The 15,546-nt window shown below is 69.8% G+C and carries 16 protein-coding genes; 6 read left to right on the top strand and 10 right to left on the bottom strand.

Going from position 1 to position 15,546, the window contains the following annotated elements; translation table 11 throughout:
- Window positions 1-260: 260 nt before the first annotated feature.
- Window positions 261-884 carry a DUF2239 family protein gene (locus CMO28_RS04465; RefSeq protein WP_296710269.1) on the bottom strand — a complete coding sequence of 208 codons (624 nt, stop codon included), beginning with the start codon at window positions 882-884 and terminating at the stop codon, window positions 261-263.
- 121 nt (window positions 885-1,005) lie between these two features.
- Here CMO28_RS04465 and CMO28_RS04470 point away from each other — a divergent pair, with 121 nt between their 5' ends.
- Complete coding sequence (locus CMO28_RS04470; protein WP_296710272.1) at window positions 1,006-1,350, top strand: GIY-YIG nuclease family protein; 345 nt, start codon at window positions 1,006-1,008, stop codon at window positions 1,348-1,350.
- A gap of 4 nt (window positions 1,351-1,354) precedes the next feature.
- On the opposite strand, the gene CMO28_RS04475 is transcribed toward CMO28_RS04470, so the two are convergent.
- Together CMO28_RS04475 and CMO28_RS04480 are read right to left on the bottom strand one after the other, a co-directional pair.
- On the bottom strand, window positions 1,355-1,999 hold the full coding sequence (locus CMO28_RS04475) for a rhomboid family intramembrane serine protease (protein WP_062764841.1): 645 nt from the start codon (window positions 1,997-1,999) through the stop codon (window positions 1,355-1,357).
- Between the two features lie 142 nt (window positions 2,000-2,141).
- Complete coding sequence (locus tag CMO28_RS04480) at window positions 2,142-2,900, bottom strand: SDR family oxidoreductase (RefSeq protein WP_372016444.1); 759 nt, start codon at window positions 2,898-2,900, stop codon at window positions 2,142-2,144.
- Between the two features lie 252 nt (window positions 2,901-3,152).
- On the opposite strand from CMO28_RS04480, the gene CMO28_RS04485 reads away from it, so the two are divergent.
- Window positions 3,153-3,959: an SDR family oxidoreductase gene (locus tag CMO28_RS04485; RefSeq protein ID WP_296710280.1), complete on the top strand. Its 807-nt coding sequence runs from the start codon at window positions 3,153-3,155 to the stop codon at window positions 3,957-3,959.
- Window positions 3,960-4,173: 214 nt separating this feature from the next.
- Window positions 4,174-5,463 (top strand): ABC transporter substrate-binding protein, encoded by a 1,290-nt coding sequence (locus CMO28_RS04490; RefSeq protein WP_296710282.1) that lies wholly within the window; start codon window positions 4,174-4,176, stop codon window positions 5,461-5,463.
- 13 nt (window positions 5,464-5,476) lie between these two features.
- On the opposite strand, the gene CMO28_RS04495 is transcribed toward CMO28_RS04490, so the two are convergent.
- Entirely contained in the window at window positions 5,477-6,175 is a 699-nt protein-coding gene (locus tag CMO28_RS04495; protein ID WP_296710285.1) for a DJ-1/PfpI family protein, read from the bottom strand.
- A gap of 89 nt (window positions 6,176-6,264) precedes the next feature.
- Here CMO28_RS04495 and CMO28_RS04500 point away from each other — a divergent pair, with 89 nt between their 5' ends.
- Window positions 6,265-7,203, top strand: a complete 939-nt coding sequence (locus CMO28_RS04500; RefSeq protein ID WP_296710288.1) for a GlxA family transcriptional regulator — start codon at window positions 6,265-6,267, stop codon at window positions 7,201-7,203.
- Window positions 7,204-7,233: 30 nt separating this feature from the next.
- Here the strand turns inward: CMO28_RS04500 and CMO28_RS04505 are convergent, their stop codons facing one another.
- Window positions 7,234-8,031 carry a phosphodiesterase gene (locus CMO28_RS04505; protein WP_296710292.1) on the bottom strand — a complete coding sequence of 266 codons (798 nt, stop codon included), beginning with the start codon at window positions 8,029-8,031 and terminating at the stop codon, window positions 7,234-7,236.
- A 34-nt stretch (window positions 8,032-8,065) separates the two neighbouring features.
- Complete coding sequence (locus tag CMO28_RS04510; protein ID WP_296710295.1) at window positions 8,066-9,544, bottom strand: FAD-binding domain-containing protein; 1,479 nt, start codon at window positions 9,542-9,544, stop codon at window positions 8,066-8,068.
- Between the two features lie 140 nt (window positions 9,545-9,684).
- On the opposite strand from CMO28_RS04510, the gene CMO28_RS29890 reads away from it, so the two are divergent.
- The gene (locus tag CMO28_RS29890) at window positions 9,685-10,110 is read left to right on the top strand and encodes a type II toxin-antitoxin system HigB family toxin (RefSeq protein WP_296710298.1); all 426 of its coding nucleotides are present in this window, start codon (window positions 9,685-9,687) and stop codon (window positions 10,108-10,110) included.
- Window positions 9,998-10,408: a helix-turn-helix domain-containing protein gene (locus CMO28_RS04520; protein WP_296710300.1), complete on the top strand. Its 411-nt coding sequence runs from the start codon at window positions 9,998-10,000 to the stop codon at window positions 10,406-10,408. Before CMO28_RS29890 ends, CMO28_RS04520 begins: the two co-directional genes overlap by 113 nt.
- Before the next feature lie 16 nt (window positions 10,409-10,424).
- Here CMO28_RS04520 and CMO28_RS04525 read toward each other — a convergent pair whose 3' ends face one another.
- From CMO28_RS04525 to CMO28_RS04540, 4 genes are all read right to left on the bottom strand, one after another.
- On the bottom strand, window positions 10,425-11,891 hold the full coding sequence (locus CMO28_RS04525) for a protein adenylyltransferase SelO (RefSeq protein WP_296710303.1): 1,467 nt from the start codon (window positions 11,889-11,891) through the stop codon (window positions 10,425-10,427).
- Window positions 11,892-11,980: 89 nt separating this feature from the next.
- Entirely contained in the window at window positions 11,981-13,207 is a 1,227-nt protein-coding gene (locus CMO28_RS04530; protein ID WP_296710306.1) for an SLC13 family permease, read from the bottom strand.
- A gap of 125 nt (window positions 13,208-13,332) precedes the next feature.
- Window positions 13,333-14,694 carry a hypothetical protein gene (locus CMO28_RS04535; RefSeq protein WP_296710310.1) on the bottom strand — a complete coding sequence of 454 codons (1,362 nt, stop codon included), beginning with the start codon at window positions 14,692-14,694 and terminating at the stop codon, window positions 13,333-13,335.
- 237 nt (window positions 14,695-14,931) lie between these two features.
- Entirely contained in the window at window positions 14,932-15,519 is a 588-nt protein-coding gene (locus CMO28_RS04540) for a YajG family lipoprotein (RefSeq protein ID WP_296710313.1), read from the bottom strand.
- Window positions 15,520-15,546: the final 27 nt, after the last annotated feature.

Here is a 15,546-nt window from a genome sequence, read left to right on the forward strand (position 1 = left end):
CGCCCACATGACTGATCAAAAGCAGCATGAACCATATAGTCCACGCTTCATCAACAAAGGCAAATGCTGTTGAGCACCTGGACCAGTATCACCTAAAAAAATGGCGTGCAGCCGCCGGAGGGGACGACTGCACGCCGGGAACGCCCCTCTGCCGGCAGGGGCCGCCGGCCTGGGGATGACGGGCGTTCCGATCACCTGGAACGGCCCGATCTTCCTGCACGCCGCCTGCCCCCGCAAACGAGGCTTTCTCGGGGTGAGGGTCAGGAGGATTGACCCTTTTCCGACGTGCCCTCGCCGAAGGCAGCGGCGGCCAGCCGGCGCGCATGGCCGGCGATATCGGCGGGCCAGGCGGTCATCGCCGCATCGAAGCCCGCGCGATCGGCGGCATGCAGCGCCCTGAGCGCCGCCTCGTACCCCGGCAGGTCGCCGGCCATGGCGGTCATGAAGCGGTGCGCGGCGGCCTGGGCCGCGCGGATGCGCGCCGGGCCGGCATCGCGGCGGCGCGCCTCTTCCACCAGCCGGCGCAGGGCGACCGAGGCACCGCCCGGCTGGTCGGCCAGCCAGTCCCAGTGCCGCGGCAGCAGGGTCACTTCGCGCGCGACCACGCCCAGCTTCGGCCGGCCGCGGCCGCGCGGTACCTCGTCCGGCACCGGGTCGGGGGCAAGGCGTGCCACCACCTCTTCGGCCGAGCCGCGCAGATCCAGATCGATCACCGCGCCGCTCCGGTCGTCGAAGACCAGCACAGGACCGCCCGCCCCGGCCTCGATCGCGACCGTCACGGCCGCGGCGACGCGGGCGAGAGGACCGGCGGCTATGCGGCGCGGGCCGTCGAAGGCGGTGCAGGGGGTGGAGGCGGTGACGGGGGTGGAGGCGGTGACGGGCATCGGCCGGGCCTTTCGGTGAGCGAGACCGGTTTTATACCCGGGTATTATTCCCTTGGCAAACCACGCGCCGGATGGTATCGCATTTTTTACCCGGGTAAAAAATAACGGAAAGGACGATGTGATGAACCGGCAGGATCGCAAGGCGGCGATCAGCGCCTGGAAAGAGCGTAGGAGCGCTGCGGGCATCTATGCCCTGCGCTCCGCCACCACCGGTGCGGTCTGGGTGGGGGCGGCGCCGGATGTGCGGACGATCCGCAACCGGATCCTGTTCACGCTGCGCCATGGCAGCCACCGGGCGCGCGATCTTCAGGCCGCCTGGGCCGGCGACGGCGAGGCGGGGCTGGGATTCGAGGTGCTGGAGGTGATGGATCCGGGCGAGGAAACCCCGGCGCCCTATGTCGTCACCGACTGGCTGAAGGCCCGCGCCGCCCATTGGCGGGCGGTGCTGAAGGCCCACCCCCTCTGAGGGGTCAGCGCCTGGGCATCGCGAAGGGGAAAAGCGCCAGACCGGCCAGGAAGCCGCCGATATGGGCGACCCAGGCGACCGATTCGCCCTCTGCCCCCGGCGTGCCCCAGATGCCGGTGATCACCGCGGTCGCGATCCACAGCAGGGCCAGCGGCAGAATGGCGCCGCCGCTGGCGCGGTGGCGACGCATGATGATCAGCACGCCCGCGAACAGCCCGCTGATGCCGGCCGAGGCGCCGATCATCGGCACCATGCTCTCAGGGTAAAGCAGCACATGGGCCAGCGCGCCGGCCCCGCCGCAGACCAGATAGAACACCACCATGCGCAGCGGGCCGATCACCCGTTCGACACCCGCACCCCAGGCCGCGAGCAGCGCCATGTTCAACAGCAGGTGCAGAAAGCCGCCATGCAGGAACTGAAAGGTCAGCGGCGCGATGATCGAAGGCAGGTCGAAACCGGGACCATAGGTATAGCGGGCGGGAATGACCGCGGCGTTCGCGATCAGCTCCCAATCCGTGCCCTGGGGCAGGATCTGGCGCACCAGATGCACGATCACGTTGATGGCGATCAGGATCTGCGTCGCCCGCGGCAGGTTGAACATCGGCTGCCGGCGGCGCAGCTGCTCGGCCATGCGGGGATCGTGCTGCATGCGCAAGTCTCGTCTCTCCTCTGCGGGGCCCGCGAAGAGGGCGGGACCGGGGCGCCGGCAGGCATCCGGCGCCCCTGCATGTCGGCGATCGGGCCGCCGCTGTCAATGGTGGCGACCCGCCCGGCTTTCGACCCGCCCCCGATCAGATCACGTTCAGCCGGTTCCAGGTCGGGCTGATCAGGATCTCGTTCAGGCAGACATGGGCCGGCATGGTGGCGACGAAGCGGATGGTCGCGCCCAGATCTTCCGACTGGAGCATGCGCGCCTTGTCTTCGGCGGAAACCGGCACCGGCCGGCGGTCCAGGATCGGGGTGTTGACCTCGCCCGGGCAGATCGCGCAGGCGCGGATGCCATTCTGGCCTTCCTCGATGTTCAGGCTGGCATTCATCGCCAGCATGGCATGCTTGGCCGAGTTGTAGGCGGGCCCGGTCAGGCGCGTGTCGTAGCGCCCGGCCCAGGACGAGACGTTGATGATCAGCCCGCCGCCGGCCTTGCGCATCGCCGGCAGCACCGCATGGGTGCAGTAGAAGGCGCCGTCCAGATCGACCCTGATCACCTGATCCCAGCCCTCGGGCGAGACCACATTCCAGGCGCGTTCCGGCACGTTCAGCCCGGCGCTGTTGATCAGGATGTCGATCCGGCCCTGGGCAGCCAGGATCTCGTCCGCCACCCGCTTCACCTCGGCCTTGTCGGCGACGTCGAGCAGGGCGATGAGAGCCTGGCCCCCGGCATCGCGGATCCGCCCGGCCACGGCCTCCAGCGGCTCGGCCCGCCTTCCGCTCAGATAGACCACCGCACCGGCTTCGGCCAGCGCCACGGCCCCGGCCTCGCCGATGCCGCTGCCGGCACCGGTCACCCAGACGACCTGGCCGCTCAGGGGTTGGTCAGTCATCAGGCGCATCTCCTCTCCCGGATGATCGTCCGGACACGGACTGTCCGGTTGCGGATGAAATCATGCAGGAGCCGGCCGCCGACCGCCATGCCAACGCGACTTGAAACCGGGTTGGGCATGCGGCCCCGCTTCCGGCCGCCCGCCTGCCCGCTTATGCTGAACACCCTGCCCCATAAGACGCCGGCCCCATCAAACACCGGGCCCAACCGGCGCACACCCGCGGGGCATCCGCAGGGACGGACAGGAGAGGAGACCCGGCAGATGACCGGCTTCAGTTTCGATTTCACCGGCAAGACCGTCTTCGTGATGGGCGGCACCTCGGGCATCAATCTGGGCATCGCCCATGGCTTCGCCCGGGCCGGTGCCGCGGTGGCGGTGGCCAGCCGCAAGCCCGAAAAGGTTCAGGCCGCCGTTGCCGAGCTCGCCACCCATGGCGGCGCGGTCGAGGGCTATCAATGCGATGTGCGCGACGTGGCCCAGGTCCGCGCAGCCTTCGAGGCGACAGCCAAGGCGCTGGGCCCGATCGACGTGCTGATCTCGGGCGCTGCCGGCAACTTCCCGGCCCCTGCCCTCGGCATCTCGCCCAACGGCTTCCGGAGCGTGGTCGATATCGACCTGATCGGCACCTTCCATGTGATGCGCGAAGCCCATCCGCATCTGCGCAAACCGGGGGCCGCGATCGTCAACATCTCGGCCCCGCAGGCCTTTCAGGCGATGGAACTGCAGGTCCATGTCTGCGCCGCCAAGGCCGGCGTCGACATGATCACCCGGGTGCTGGCCCAGGAATGGGGGCCTGAAGGCATCCGCGTCAACAGCCTGGTCCCCGGCCCGATTGCCGGCACCGAGGGCATGGCACGGCTTGCCCCCACGCCCGAGGCCAACGCCATGGTCGACCGCAGCGTGCCGCTCCGCCGCCAGGGCAGCCCCGAAGACGTCGCCCGCGTCGCCCTGTTCCTGGCCTCGGATGCCGCATCCTATGTCAGCGGCGTGGTCCTGCCGGTCGATGGCGGCTGGTCGGCCGGCGGCGTGCCGCAGCTGACCCAGGGCTGGGGGCATGGCCAGGGCTGACCCCCCTGCCCGCCGCCCCTTAAGTCCAGAAACACCCCGGCGCATGTCCTTTGATGGCCGAAAACGCCGGAAATCCGCCCTTGTGGACATAATCCCGCCCCCTTAGCCTCGATTGTATAAGACGGCCCGATCAGAAGATGCAGGATCAACTTGCCGATCGGGCCGCATACGCAGGGGAAGACTGCGGAAACGGACGTCACAGGGGGACCACGACATGATGACGAAGACGGACGACAGGCCCGCGTCGACAAGACGCGGCCTGGCCGGTCGGCTGCTGACGGCCGCCGCCATAACCCTATCGGCCGCAGCATTGGCGCCGCTGCCGGCAGAAGCCGCCGGGACTTCGGGCGCCGGGATTTCGGACAATGTGGTCAGGATCGGCGTGGTCAACGACCAGTCGGGGCCGCTGTCGGATCTGGCCGGCGCCGGATCGGTGGTCGCGGCCGGGCTGGCACTTGAGGATTTCAAGGCGCTGGCGCCGTCGCTCAAGGTCGAGATCGTCGCGGCCGATCACCAGAATAAGGCCGATATCGGCGTCGAGGTCGTGCGCAAATGGTACGAAGCCGAGGGCGTCGACATGGTGGTCGATGTCGGCAATTCGGCGGTCGCGCTGGCCGTGCAGTCCATCGCCCGCGAGCGGAACAAGCTGGTGATCTATGCCGCGGTCGGCACCACCGACATCACCGGCAGCCAGTGTTCCCCCACCGGCCTTGCCTGGCTGCATGACAATTACAACCTGGTCAGCGGCCCGATCCGCCGGCTGGTGGCGCAGGGCCAGGACAAATGGTTCTTCATCGCCGCCGATTATGCCTTCGGGCAGAACATGGTGAAGGAGTCCGAAAGCGCGCTGAAGGCCGCCGGCGGCACCTCGATGGGCGCGGTGTTCCACCCGCTCGGCACCACCGACTACGCCTCTTTCCTGCTCCAGGCGCAGAGTTCGGGGGCGGATGTGGTCGCCTTCGCCAATGCCGGCGCCCAGCTCGTCACCTCGATGAAGCAGTGGAACGAGTTCGGGATGAGCACCGGTCCCCAGCGGGCGGTGGCCGAGCTGATGTTCCTGACCGACATCCATGGCATGGGGCTGGAAACCGCCCAGGGCCTGACGGGCGTCACCGCCTGGTACTGGGATCTGAACGACGGGACACGGGCCTTTGCGAAGCGCTTTTTCGACCGCCACGGCGCCATGCCCACGGCACCCCAGGCCTCGGTCTATTCGGCGGTGCTGCACTATCTGAAGGCGGTGGCGGCAACCGGCACCGACGAGACCGGGCGGGTCGTCGCCCATATGCGCGCAACGCCGGTCGACGACATCTACGCCCCCGGCGCCCGGCTGCGCGCGGACAACAAGCTCGTCCACGACTTCTATCTCGTCCAGGTGAAGCAGCCGGGCGCGCTGGAGAAGCCCTGGGCCTATTACAACGTGCTGGAGACGATCCCGGCCGCCTATGCCTATCGCCCGCTCAGCGAGAGCGATTGCAGCCTGGTGACCGCTGCCGGCAAGTGACGGCCGGGCCTCGTCAGTCCGGGCGGGGAGGCCTCCCCGCCCGGATCTGCCGTACCAGATCCATCCGCTGCTGCCGGGCCAGCCGGAAGCGGTCTTCCATCACCGCCAGAACCTCCGCCGGCGCGGTTTCCGGAGACCCGGCATCGAAGGGCGGCGCCGGGTTGTATTCCATGCGCAGCTGGATCGTCTCGGCAGCCTGACGGTCAGCCAACTCCGCGATGATGGTGAGGCCGAGGTCGATGCCGGCGGTGACCCCGCCGCCGGTCATCCGGTTGCGATCGATGCAGACCCGCTCCCGCGAGACCGTCACGTCGAACAGGGCCAGGGCCTCGACCGCGCTCCAATGGGTCGCCGCCCGATAGCCGTCGAGCAGCCCGGCCGCGGCCAGGACCAGCGATCCCGTGCAGACCGAGGTGACATAGCGCGCGCCCGGCGCCTGGCGGCGCAGGAAGTCCAGCACCTCGGGATCGGTCATCAGCGCATCGGTGCCATAGCCGCCGGGCACGCAGATCACGTCGAGCTGCGGGCAATCAGCGAAGGTGGTCGTAGGCGTGATCGACAGAACGCCGTCGCTCTGGACTGCATCTGTGTTTTTCCAGAGCAGATGAACCTCTGCCCCGGGTAGAAACGAGAAGACCTGGAGTGGCCCGGTCATATCCAGCTGGGTGATATTCGGAAAGACCAGAAGACCGAACCGCAGATTCTTTGACATCGAACACCTCGAAACGACTTGACGAGATGACGGTGCCATGTTCGGATTAAATCCGAAATGCCGTAGTTCCCTCATAAACGGACAGAACCGTGATCGGCATCCTGATCTTTCCCGACTTCCAGCTTCTGGACGCGACCGGGCCGGCATCGGTCTTCGAGATCGCGCAGCGCCTGGTGCCGACCGCCGCCACCTCCCGGATGATCGCGGTTGAGCCGGGTGCGGTGCGCAGTTCGTCGGGGGTGGAGGTTCTGGCGGCGGGGCTGCGATCGGCCGAGGCCGTCACCACCCTGGTCGTGGCCGGGGGCCTCGGGGTCGATCAGGCCACCGGATGCCGCACCACCCTCGCCCTGGTGCGCGATCTGGCCCGGCGGGGGGTGAGGATCGCCAGCGTCTGCTCCGGCGCCTATGTCCTGGCGGCGGCCGGGCTGCTGAACGGCCGCAAGGCGACGACGCATTGGTGCCGCACCCAGGATTTCGTCGCCCGCTATCCCGAGGTCAGGCTGGATCCCGACCGCATCTTCCTGCGCGACGGCAATATCTGGACCTCCGCCGGCATCACCGCCGGCATCGATCTGGCCCTCGCCCTGATGGCCGAGGATCATGGCGATGCGGTGGCGAAAGACATCGCCCGGCAGCTGGTGCTCTATCACCGCCGCGGCGGCGGGCAGTCACAATTCTCGTCATTGCTGGAGCTGAAGACGCCGGATGGCCGCTTCGGCCCGCTGCTGTCCTGGGTGCGCGAGAACCTCGACAAGCCGCTGACGGTGGAAAGCCTGGCCGAACGGGCGGGGTTGAGCCCGCGCCATTTCGCCCGCAGCTTCACCGCAGAGACCGGCTCGACACCGTCGAAGGCGATCGAGCGGCTGCGGCTGGAGGTTGCGCGTGAACGGGTCCAGTCCTCGGGCGAATCGATCGAACGGGTCGCCGAGACGACCGGTTTCGGCGATGCCGAACGCATGCGCCGCGCCTTCCTCCGCGCCTTCGGCCATCCGCCGCAATCGGTGCGTCGGACGGCGCGACTGTCCTGAAACGCCGCATTCAGGTGAAGAAGGGCCAGATCAGGCAAAGGGCCAGGGGCCGGGAAATATCCCCACTGGCAGCAGGTGGGTGATCAGGCCGGTGCCTGGGCGCCAGTGATGCAGCAACAGGGCCGGCGGTTCCAGAAACGAGGCGGGCTCTGCCCCGGGCTCCGGGCGGAGCGCGATGGCGGTGGCGGTGCTGGGGGCGGTAACCAGCAGCGTGCCGGCAAAGCGCATCTTCATATGACGGTGGATATGCCCGCAGGTGATCCGCTCCACCTGCGGATGACGGGCGATCACCGCCGCCAGCCGGTCGGCGCCGAGGCAGCGATAAATGTCGATATAGGGGATGCCGCTTTCGATCGGCGGATGGTGCATCATCACCAGCGTCGGCCGGTGGGGGGAAGCGGCAAGGGTGGCCTCCAGCCAGGACGCGGCCGCGTCATCGACCATGCCGTGATGAGCCCCGGGCACGGTCACGTCCAGCCCGACCACACGGACCGGTCCCTTGTCCTCCACCACCAGATGTAGCGGCCCTTCGGCCGGCAGGAAGCCGTCCGCAGCGAAGGCCGCACGGAATGCGTCGCGGTCGTCGTGATTGCCGGGCAGCGCGACCAGGGGCGCCTGCAACCCGCCCAGGATCTCCCGCGCCATGGCGTATTCCTCCGCCCGGCCCTCGTCGACCACATCGCCCGACAGCAGCACCAGATCCGGCGCCGGCGAAAGCGCGTTCAGCTGGCGCACCGCCGCCGCCAGCTGCGCGTTGGAATCGACCACCCCCTGATAAAGCCGTCCGCGCGGGCGGATATGCGGGTCGGATATCTGCGCGATCAGCATCGGCGCCCCTTTGCCCGGTCTGTTTCCGGCGAATCTAGAAATCGAAGCCCAGCTGCCGCGGATCGACCGGCTTGCGGCGGCCGCGGCGCGGGGGTGGCGGGGGTATGGCGGCATCGGCGGGTGCCGCGGCGGCGGCGATCTGGAGGCGGAGCCGTGCGGCACGCAGCGTGGCCGCAGGGTCGGCGACCGGCCGGGCATAGTCGCGGCCGGGCGTGATGCCGGCCGCGGCCATCACCTCGGCCGGTGCCGTCCAGGGGGCATGCAGCCAGGCGGCCGGCAGGCGGGCGAGTGCCGGCAGATGGGTGCGGATGAAGCGGCCGTCCGGGTCGTGGCGTTCCGAAAAGCGCACCGGGCTGCCCGGCCGCGGCAGGGTGCCCCCGGGGGCACCGATGGTCTGATCGCGCAGCCGGCGCCAGTGGATCGCCGGTTCGTAATCGACCAGGCCGCGGGCCAGCGTCAGGCCCGCCCGCACCGGATCCAGCTCCAGATGCAGCACCGCCACCTGCATGACCAGCGCCCGTAAAGTGAAAGGCAGCCAGCCGTCGCGGGCAAGCGCCTTCATCGCCGCATCGACGATCGGCCAGCCGGTCTCCCCCCGGCTCCAGGCCTCGAACAGCGGGGTGCCGGCCGCCTGGGGCATCAACTCGCCGGGCAGATCCGGCGGCGGATCGGCAAGGGCCGCGCCGCGCAGGTTCAGCCGTTCGCCGAAGACCTCCAGCGCCCGCGGCCGGGCGCCGGTGATCGCCTCGGGCAGGTCGCGCAGCTCGTCGCGGCGCCGGGCGGCGGCCGCCCGCACCTCGCCTGCCGACAGCGTGCCCCAGGCCAGATGCGGCCCCAGCCGCGACACCGCCTCTCCCGCAACCGCCGGGATCGCCTGGTCGCGCAGATAGCGCGGCAGCCGCCGCTCCAGAAATCGGGTGGTGGCGGCAAGCCCGGCGCGCCTGCCCCCGGCCGGGCGGCCGGGGCAGGTATCGGGCAGCCAGCCCGGCACACGATCGCCCATCACCCGGTCGATCGTCTCGGGGATGGCGCCCGGCTCGATACCGGCAACCGGCGGCAGCGCTTCGGGGGCCGGCAGCGGCGCCCTGGCGGCCGGGCCGGGCGTCGTCACCCGCCAGGGAATGCCCTCCCCCGCCGCCCAGGCGGCCACGGCGGCATCGCGGTCGCGAGTGCCGGGCGTGCCGTCATCGGCATGGGCCCAGAGCCCGGCGATGCCGTGGCTGCGATGCAGCGCCGCCAGCACCGGCACGGCGGCCCCGGTGCGCAGCACCAGCGGCTGGCCCAGCGCCGCCAGATCGCGCCTCAGATCGACCAGCGCCTCGCGCAGGAAGGCCCAGTGGCGGCCGGCCAGATCGGCCCGCCGCCAGAGATCGGGATCGAAGACATAGAGCGGCAGCAGCCCGGCACCCGCCGCCCGCGCCGCCTCTGCGGCCGCCGTCAGCGGCGCATGGTCGGCCGGGCGCAGATCGCGCCGGAACCAGACCACCTGCACGCCTGCCGCCGTTCCGGCCATGCCCGTCTCCCCCTTGTCGGTTCCCGTCGAAGGATAGCGCAGCCGCGACATGAGTCCATGACAGCCGGAGGGCGACGCCCCACGGCTGCCCGCCGGTGGACCATTGATCCCAAAGCGGGTTCCCTCGTATAGTCTGATCCATGAGGATCATCGCCCGCAGCACACTTCACGATCTGATCACCGACCTGAAGGGCCACAGGGACCGACGGGCGGTCAGAACCGCGCTCGACCTCTGGGTCGCCGAGGTGTCGGCGGCTGCGTGGCCGGATGCCGCCGCATTGACCCGGCAATACCCGACCGCAAGCCTGACCGGTGTCGACCGGGTGGTGTTCGGCATCAGGGATGGCGGCTATCGCCTGGTCACGGCCGTCGACTTCGACAGGGGCATCGTCTGGATCCGCTGGGCGGGCCGGCACCGCGCCTTTGATAAAATCGACGTCATGGAGGTGAACCATGTCCGCGAGCCTGAAGCCCATCCGCACCGGATCGGACCACGCGGCGGCGCTCGCCGAACTGGAGCAGCTGTGGGGCGCCCCGGCCGGCAGCCCCGAAGGCGACCGGCTTGAGGTTCTGACCATCCTGATCGAGGCCTACGAGGCGCAGCATTTCGCGCGGAACCATCCCGATCCGATCGATGCCATCCTGTTCCGCATGAACGCCCTGGGGCTGAAACGCAAGGATCTGGAGCCCATGATCGGCACCCGCGGCCGGGTCGCCGAGATCCTGAACCGGCGCCGCCCGCTTTCGATCGAGATGATCCGCAAGCTGCACGAGGCGCTGGAGATCCCGGCCGAGGTGCTGATCCGCCAGACCGAGCTCGTGCCGCCCACGCCCCTGGCCTCGACCACGTCCGACGGCGACTGAACGACAGCCGCCGCCCTTACGTGCCGCAGAAGGTCCGATAGCGGCCGCTGCCCGCGGGCGGCGGTGCCTCATAGGCTTCAAGGCCGTCCCGCACCTCGTAGGGGCGGGACACCACCTCCAGCAGGCGACGGAACGGGGCGAGATTGCCCTCTTCCGTCACGGCGGCCAGCGCCATTTCCACCTGGTGGTTGCGGGGGATATAGACCGGGTTGGCTGCCGCCATGGCGGCCTGCTGCTCGGCCTCGGGCGCGTCATCGGCCGCGCGGCGGCTGCACCAGCGCGCATGCCAGCTGCGGAAGCCTTCATCGGCCCAGACGCCGTCTTCCGGCAGGGTGCCAGTGGTCAGGTGGCGGAAGGTCAGCGTGTGGTCGGCGCCACGATCGACCATCCAGGCGACCAGATCGCCGATCAGCGCGGCATCGCCCGGCTGTTCCGACACCAGGCCCAGCTTGCGGCGCATCATCGCCTGCCAGGCGGTGGTATAAAGCGCCTCGAACCCCTGGATCCGCTCCTGCGCCACGGCCACCGCCGCCTCCTGGTCGTCGTCGATCAGCGGCAGCAGGGCACCGGCCAGGCGGGCCAGGTTCCACTGGGCGATGGCCGGCTGGTTGCCATAGGCATAGCGACCGCCGCGATCGATGGAGCTGAACACCATCGCCGGGTCGTGGGCGTCGATGAAGGCGCAGGGGCCGTAATCGATCGTCTCGCCCGAAATGGTCATGTTGTCGGTGTTCATCACGCCGTGGACGAAGCCGACCCGCATCCAGTCCACGATCAGCGCCGCCTGGCGCCGGATCACGTGATCGAGCAGCGCCAGCGCCGGCACCCGGTCGAGCGCGGCATCCGGATCATGGCGGGCGATGGCATAGTCGAGCAGCGCCTTCAGCCCGGCGACGTCGTGGCGGGCAGCGGCATACTGGAAAGTGCCGACCCGCAGATGGCTGGCGGCGACGCGGGTCAGGATCGCGCCGGCCAGCACCTCTTCGCGATAGACCGGCTCCCCCGTCGCCACCACCGCCAGGCTGCGGGTGGTGGGGATGCCGAGCCCGTGCATCGCCTCGCTGATCAGATATTCGCGCAGCATGGGCCCGAGTGCCGCGCGGCCGTCGCCCATCCGCGAATAGGGGGTGGGCCCCGATCCCTTGAACTGGATGTCGACCCGGTGGCCGTCGGGGGTCAGATGCTCCCCCAGCACGATCGCGCGGCCGTCGCCCAGCATGGTGAAGCCGCCGAACTGATGGCCGGCATAGGCCTGGGCCAGGGGTTCGGCACCATCGGGCAGGCGGTTGCCGGCAAAGAGCGCCGCAAGCTCCGGAGACCGGTCGTCGATCCCGCCCGGCGGCACCAGCCCCAGCGCATCGGCAAGCCCCTGATTGAACATCACCATCACCGGCGCCTCCACCGGTGTCGGCCCCTGCCGGGTGTAAAAGGCCCCGGGCAGACGCGCATAGCTGTTGTCGAACCGCCAGGTGAGAGCCGTCATGACGTCGGGTCCTCGCTGAAGATGGCAGCCCCGGGGGGGCGCCGACTGCACCCACCCTGCCTGGACTGGCCGGTGCCTGTCCAGGGGCGTCAAACGACGAACCAAAGCAGCGCCAGCCCCATGCCGGCCAGGGTCATCGGCACGCCCGATCGGGCATGGGTCGCGAAATCCACCACCAGCCCCAGGCTGCGGACGCGTTCGACCGCGATGATATTGGCAAGGCTGCCGACCACCAGAAAGTTCCCGGCGAGCGTCGAAAGCACGGCAAGCGCGGTCAGCGCCGCCGGCGACCAGTCGGGCTGGATGGCCAGCAGCAGCATCACCAGCGGCACATTGCCGATGGTGTTGGAACCGGCAAGCGTCAGCGGGGCCATCACCGCCAGCCGGTCCGGCGCGATGCCGGCCTCCGCGAGCCAGGCCAGCGCCTGCCCCGGCAGACCGGTGGCGGCGAAGGCGCCGGTCACCACGAACAGGCCGGCGAAGAGCAGCAGCAGCGACCAGTCGACCTCGGCCAGCAGGCGGCGGGTTTCGATCCGCCGGCTGATCATCAGCGCAGCGGCGATGGCGACCGCGGCCTCGACATGGGGCACGGGGGTCGAGAAGGCGACCAGCACCGCAACGAGTGCCACCACCGCCTTGATCAGCGCCGGGCGGTCGACGGCCGCCGCCCTCCCCATGTCGGGGGCAGTTCCGGACAAGCTGTCCGCCGCCAGATGCCAGCGCCGCCGCCAGACCAGGACGATGGCGAGATGCACGGCCAGAAGGGCCGCGAGCGAGGGCACGGCCGCCGCCGCGGCATAGCTCCAGAAATCGAGCCCACCCAGCTGGCCGATCAGGATGTTCTGCGGATTGCCGATCAGGGTCAGGGCCGATCCGGCATTCGCCCCGCCCGCCAGCCCCAGCACGAAGGGCCGGGGATCGAGCCCCCGCCCCCACACCCCGCGGGCCAGCGGCAGGGCAAGCGCGAAGACCACGACATCGTTCGACAGCACGGCCGAGGTAAGCCCTGAGACCGCCACCACCAGCCCCAGCAGCAGGGCCGGCCCCACCCTGCCCGCCGCCAGCCGCGCCGCCACCCGGTCGTAGAAGCCGGCGAGTGCGAACTGCGCCGACAGGATCATCAGCGCGAACAGCAGGATCAGCGTCGGCCAGTCGATCGCCGCCAGCGCCGCCTCGGGCGTCACCGCCCCGCTGATGACCATGGCCAGCCCGCCGATCACGGCGATCCCCGTCCGGTCCACCGCCAGCCCCGGCCAGCGCCCGGCCGCCATGCCGGCATAGACCGCCAGGAAGATGGCGAGGGTGAGCCAGGTCATCGGCGGACCGGCTGGTCGAAGGCGGAGCCGGCAAAGGCCATCGGCATGCTCGCAGCGGAGAGGGAGGGTCTCCGTCTATCGGCCTGTCGCGGCCGGAGGTCAAGGGCGTCGGGATATGTTCCCCCTCAGATCCGCTCGAACGTCACGAAGGGGGAGAGCAGCGAGATCAGGAACGCGGCCGGGTTGAGCAGCGGCGGGGCATCGTGGAGCAGCGGTTCGGCGCGGGCGGCGGCGGCGATATCGACCGCGTCTCCCGTGCCGGGGACCAGGGCGTCGGCCAGCGCGCGGGCGATCAGGGCCTGGCCGGCGCCGTTGAGATTGAGGTTGTCAATGCCGTAAAGGCCGGGGGTTTCGGGATCGAGGATCAGATTGCCGAGGGCGAGACGGCGGCCGCCGACATCCACCGGCAGGCCCTCGCCGCCATGCTTCTGGTCGTAAGGTGCCAGCACCGCAGCCGGATCGACCTCGATCACCCGGTCGGCCGTGCGGCCGATGGCACCGCGGAAGGACTCCACCGCCTTGCGCCAGGTTTCGGCGGCGTGGGCATCGAATTCCACCACCTCGCGGCCGGTCATGTCGCCGCGCATGGCCAGGAAGCCGACATAGCGCCGCCAGTGGTCGCGCGCCTTGGGGTCGCGGCCGGGGTCCTGCTCGTCCGGGTGCAGGGTCTTCGGACGAAGATTGGCGACCAGGCCGGGCCGGGGGAGGCCCAGCAGAACCACGCGCTGCGTCTCTTCCAGCCCCGGCGCCAGGGCCTCGCCCAGCCGGCGCATCGCCTCGGGCAGGCGGGCGAGACGGCGGTCGAAGACGTCGATCCGCTTGCCGGCCATGATCGCGCTCACCAGCCCATCATTCTGGCCGACACCGATCACCAGCCGCTTGGGCCGGCGCAGATCGACATGGTCGACCTGGGTCAGCCCGTCGAGTTCCGCGAGGCCGCGCGGGTTGAGGGTATGGACGGTTTCCACCCCCATATGGATCTCGACCAGTTCGTCACCCGGCAGGCCCGCGGCGGCCCGGAAGCGCTTCGCGGCCCCCGCCAGCATCCGCCGCGCGCCGCCGGCACTGCCCGAGGCCGCATCGGTGAGGTCGGCCACCGCCGCGCCGGAAATCGCGAGCACGTCGAACCAGGCCGGACCCTCGGCCTTCGGGCCGGCCAGATCCGCCTCCCACAGCGCCAGATCGCCCAGGATCCGCTCGCGGAAACCGGCGACGTTCAGGGCACCCGCCGCCAGGTCGCGGCAGGCCTGCTCCATATCGGCCAGCACCGCCCGGGGCAGCGTCACCGGCCGGATCGGCAGCCCGGCAGCCGCAGCGGCCAGCACCGGCGGCGCCGCCGCCGCGCGGCGGCCATCGAGGGTGGCGGAACTCATCCCGTTGAGCGCGTTGTCGCCGATCACCATCAGTTCGGGCGACCGGAAGCCGCGCCCGTCGATGGCGTCGATCATCTCTGCCAGCGCAGACCGCGCCGCGGGTTCGAGGGCCATGATCCTTGTCTCCTCCCTGGACGCGGGGCCGGAGCGATCATCCGGGCATGATTTGACTGCATGCCATCAGATGCGCGCATCCCGCGCTTTTCTTATGGCGATAACTATACCATGAAGAGAAACGACACGGCTACGGTCGCGCCGGGGATGCAGGAGCGGAGCGGCGGCAGCGCGCCCAACGAAAAACCGCCGGGCATCGCTGCCCGGCGGCGGGGTGGATCGGCGGGTGGGCCGACCTTATTTCGCGGCGAGCAGGGCCGCATGGAGCGCCTTGTCCTGGACGACCTGGCGGACCGCCTCACGCAATGCCTCTTCCAATGCCGGGGCGGCATTGTCGCCCGAGAAGATCATGACGTCCTTGTTCATGCCGACCGCGCGATAGGCGCGGCTGTAGACCAGCGTGCCGTCGGGCTTCGTCGCGGTCAGCATGAAGGCGACCTCGGCCACGGCCTCGCCGCTCCAGAAGCCGGTCTTGAAGTCGTTGTAGAAGGTCTGGGTCTCGATGACGACATGGATGCCGCCCTCGCCGATGGTGAAGCCCAGCGACTGCAACTCGGTGCGCACCGCGTTCGCAACCTCGGCGACCACGTCATTGGCCGCAAGGATGCGGGCGGTCTCCATGCCGTAGCCGTTCTTCTTGCTGGAGATGCGGTCGCGATTGGCGACGCGGCCATCCTGGCCCACGACCTCCAGCGTCACGTCCGATGCCCCCTGCACCAGCTCCAGATTGGCCGGGGCGGTGTAGTGAACGGGGATCGAATCCTCGGTGAAGGCGCAGGCAGACAGCATCAGCAGCCCGAGGGCCACGGTGATGAGCTTCTTCATGGGCGGGTCCGGCTTTCTTCTGGACGT

It is taken from the genome of Tistrella sp. (assembly GCF_002684955.1).
Classification (GTDB): Bacteria; Pseudomonadota; Alphaproteobacteria; order Tistrellales; family Tistrellaceae; genus Tistrella; species Tistrella mobilis.

Coding starts and splice junctions, on each gene's coding strand:
- CMO28_RS04530 (WP_296710306.1), bottom strand. CDS start 13,207: ATGACCTGGCTCACCCTCGCCATCTTCCTGGCGGTCTATGCCGGCATG.
- CMO28_RS04540 (WP_296710313.1), bottom strand. CDS start 15,519: ATGAAGAAGCTCATCACCGTGGCCCTCGGGCTGCTGATGCTGTCTGCC.
- CMO28_RS04485 (WP_296710280.1), top strand. CDS start 3,153: ATGACCGGCTTCAGTTTCGATTTCACCGGCAAGACCGTCTTCGTGATG.
- CMO28_RS04520 (WP_296710300.1), top strand. CDS start 9,998: ATGTCCGCGAGCCTGAAGCCCATCCGCACCGGATCGGACCACGCGGCG.
- CMO28_RS04525 (WP_296710303.1), bottom strand. CDS start 11,891: ATGACGGCTCTCACCTGGCGGTTCGACAACAGCTATGCGCGTCTGCCC.
- CMO28_RS04465 (WP_296710269.1), bottom strand. CDS start 884: ATGCCCGTCACCGCCTCCACCCCCGTCACCGCCTCCACCCCCTGCACC.
- CMO28_RS04510 (WP_296710295.1), bottom strand. CDS start 9,544: ATGGCCGGAACGGCGGCAGGCGTGCAGGTGGTCTGGTTCCGGCGCGAT.
- CMO28_RS04490 (WP_296710282.1), top strand. CDS start 4,174: ATGATGACGAAGACGGACGACAGGCCCGCGTCGACAAGACGCGGCCTG.
- CMO28_RS04505 (WP_296710292.1), bottom strand. CDS start 8,031: ATGCTGATCGCGCAGATATCCGACCCGCATATCCGCCCGCGCGGACGG.
- CMO28_RS04480 (WP_372016444.1), bottom strand. CDS start 2,900: ATGCGCCTGATGACTGACCAACCCCTGAGCGGCCAGGTCGTCTGGGTG.
- CMO28_RS04495 (WP_296710285.1), bottom strand. CDS start 6,175: ATGTCAAAGAATCTGCGGTTCGGTCTTCTGGTCTTTCCGAATATCACC.
- CMO28_RS04475 (WP_062764841.1), bottom strand. CDS start 1,999: ATGCAGCACGATCCCCGCATGGCCGAGCAGCTGCGCCGCCGGCAGCCG.
- CMO28_RS04535 (WP_296710310.1), bottom strand. CDS start 14,694: ATGGCCCTCGAACCCGCGGCGCGGTCTGCGCTGGCAGAGATGATCGAC.
- CMO28_RS04470 (WP_296710272.1), top strand. CDS start 1,006: ATGAACCGGCAGGATCGCAAGGCGGCGATCAGCGCCTGGAAAGAGCGT.
- CMO28_RS29890 (WP_296710298.1), top strand. CDS start 9,685: ATGAGGATCATCGCCCGCAGCACACTTCACGATCTGATCACCGACCTG.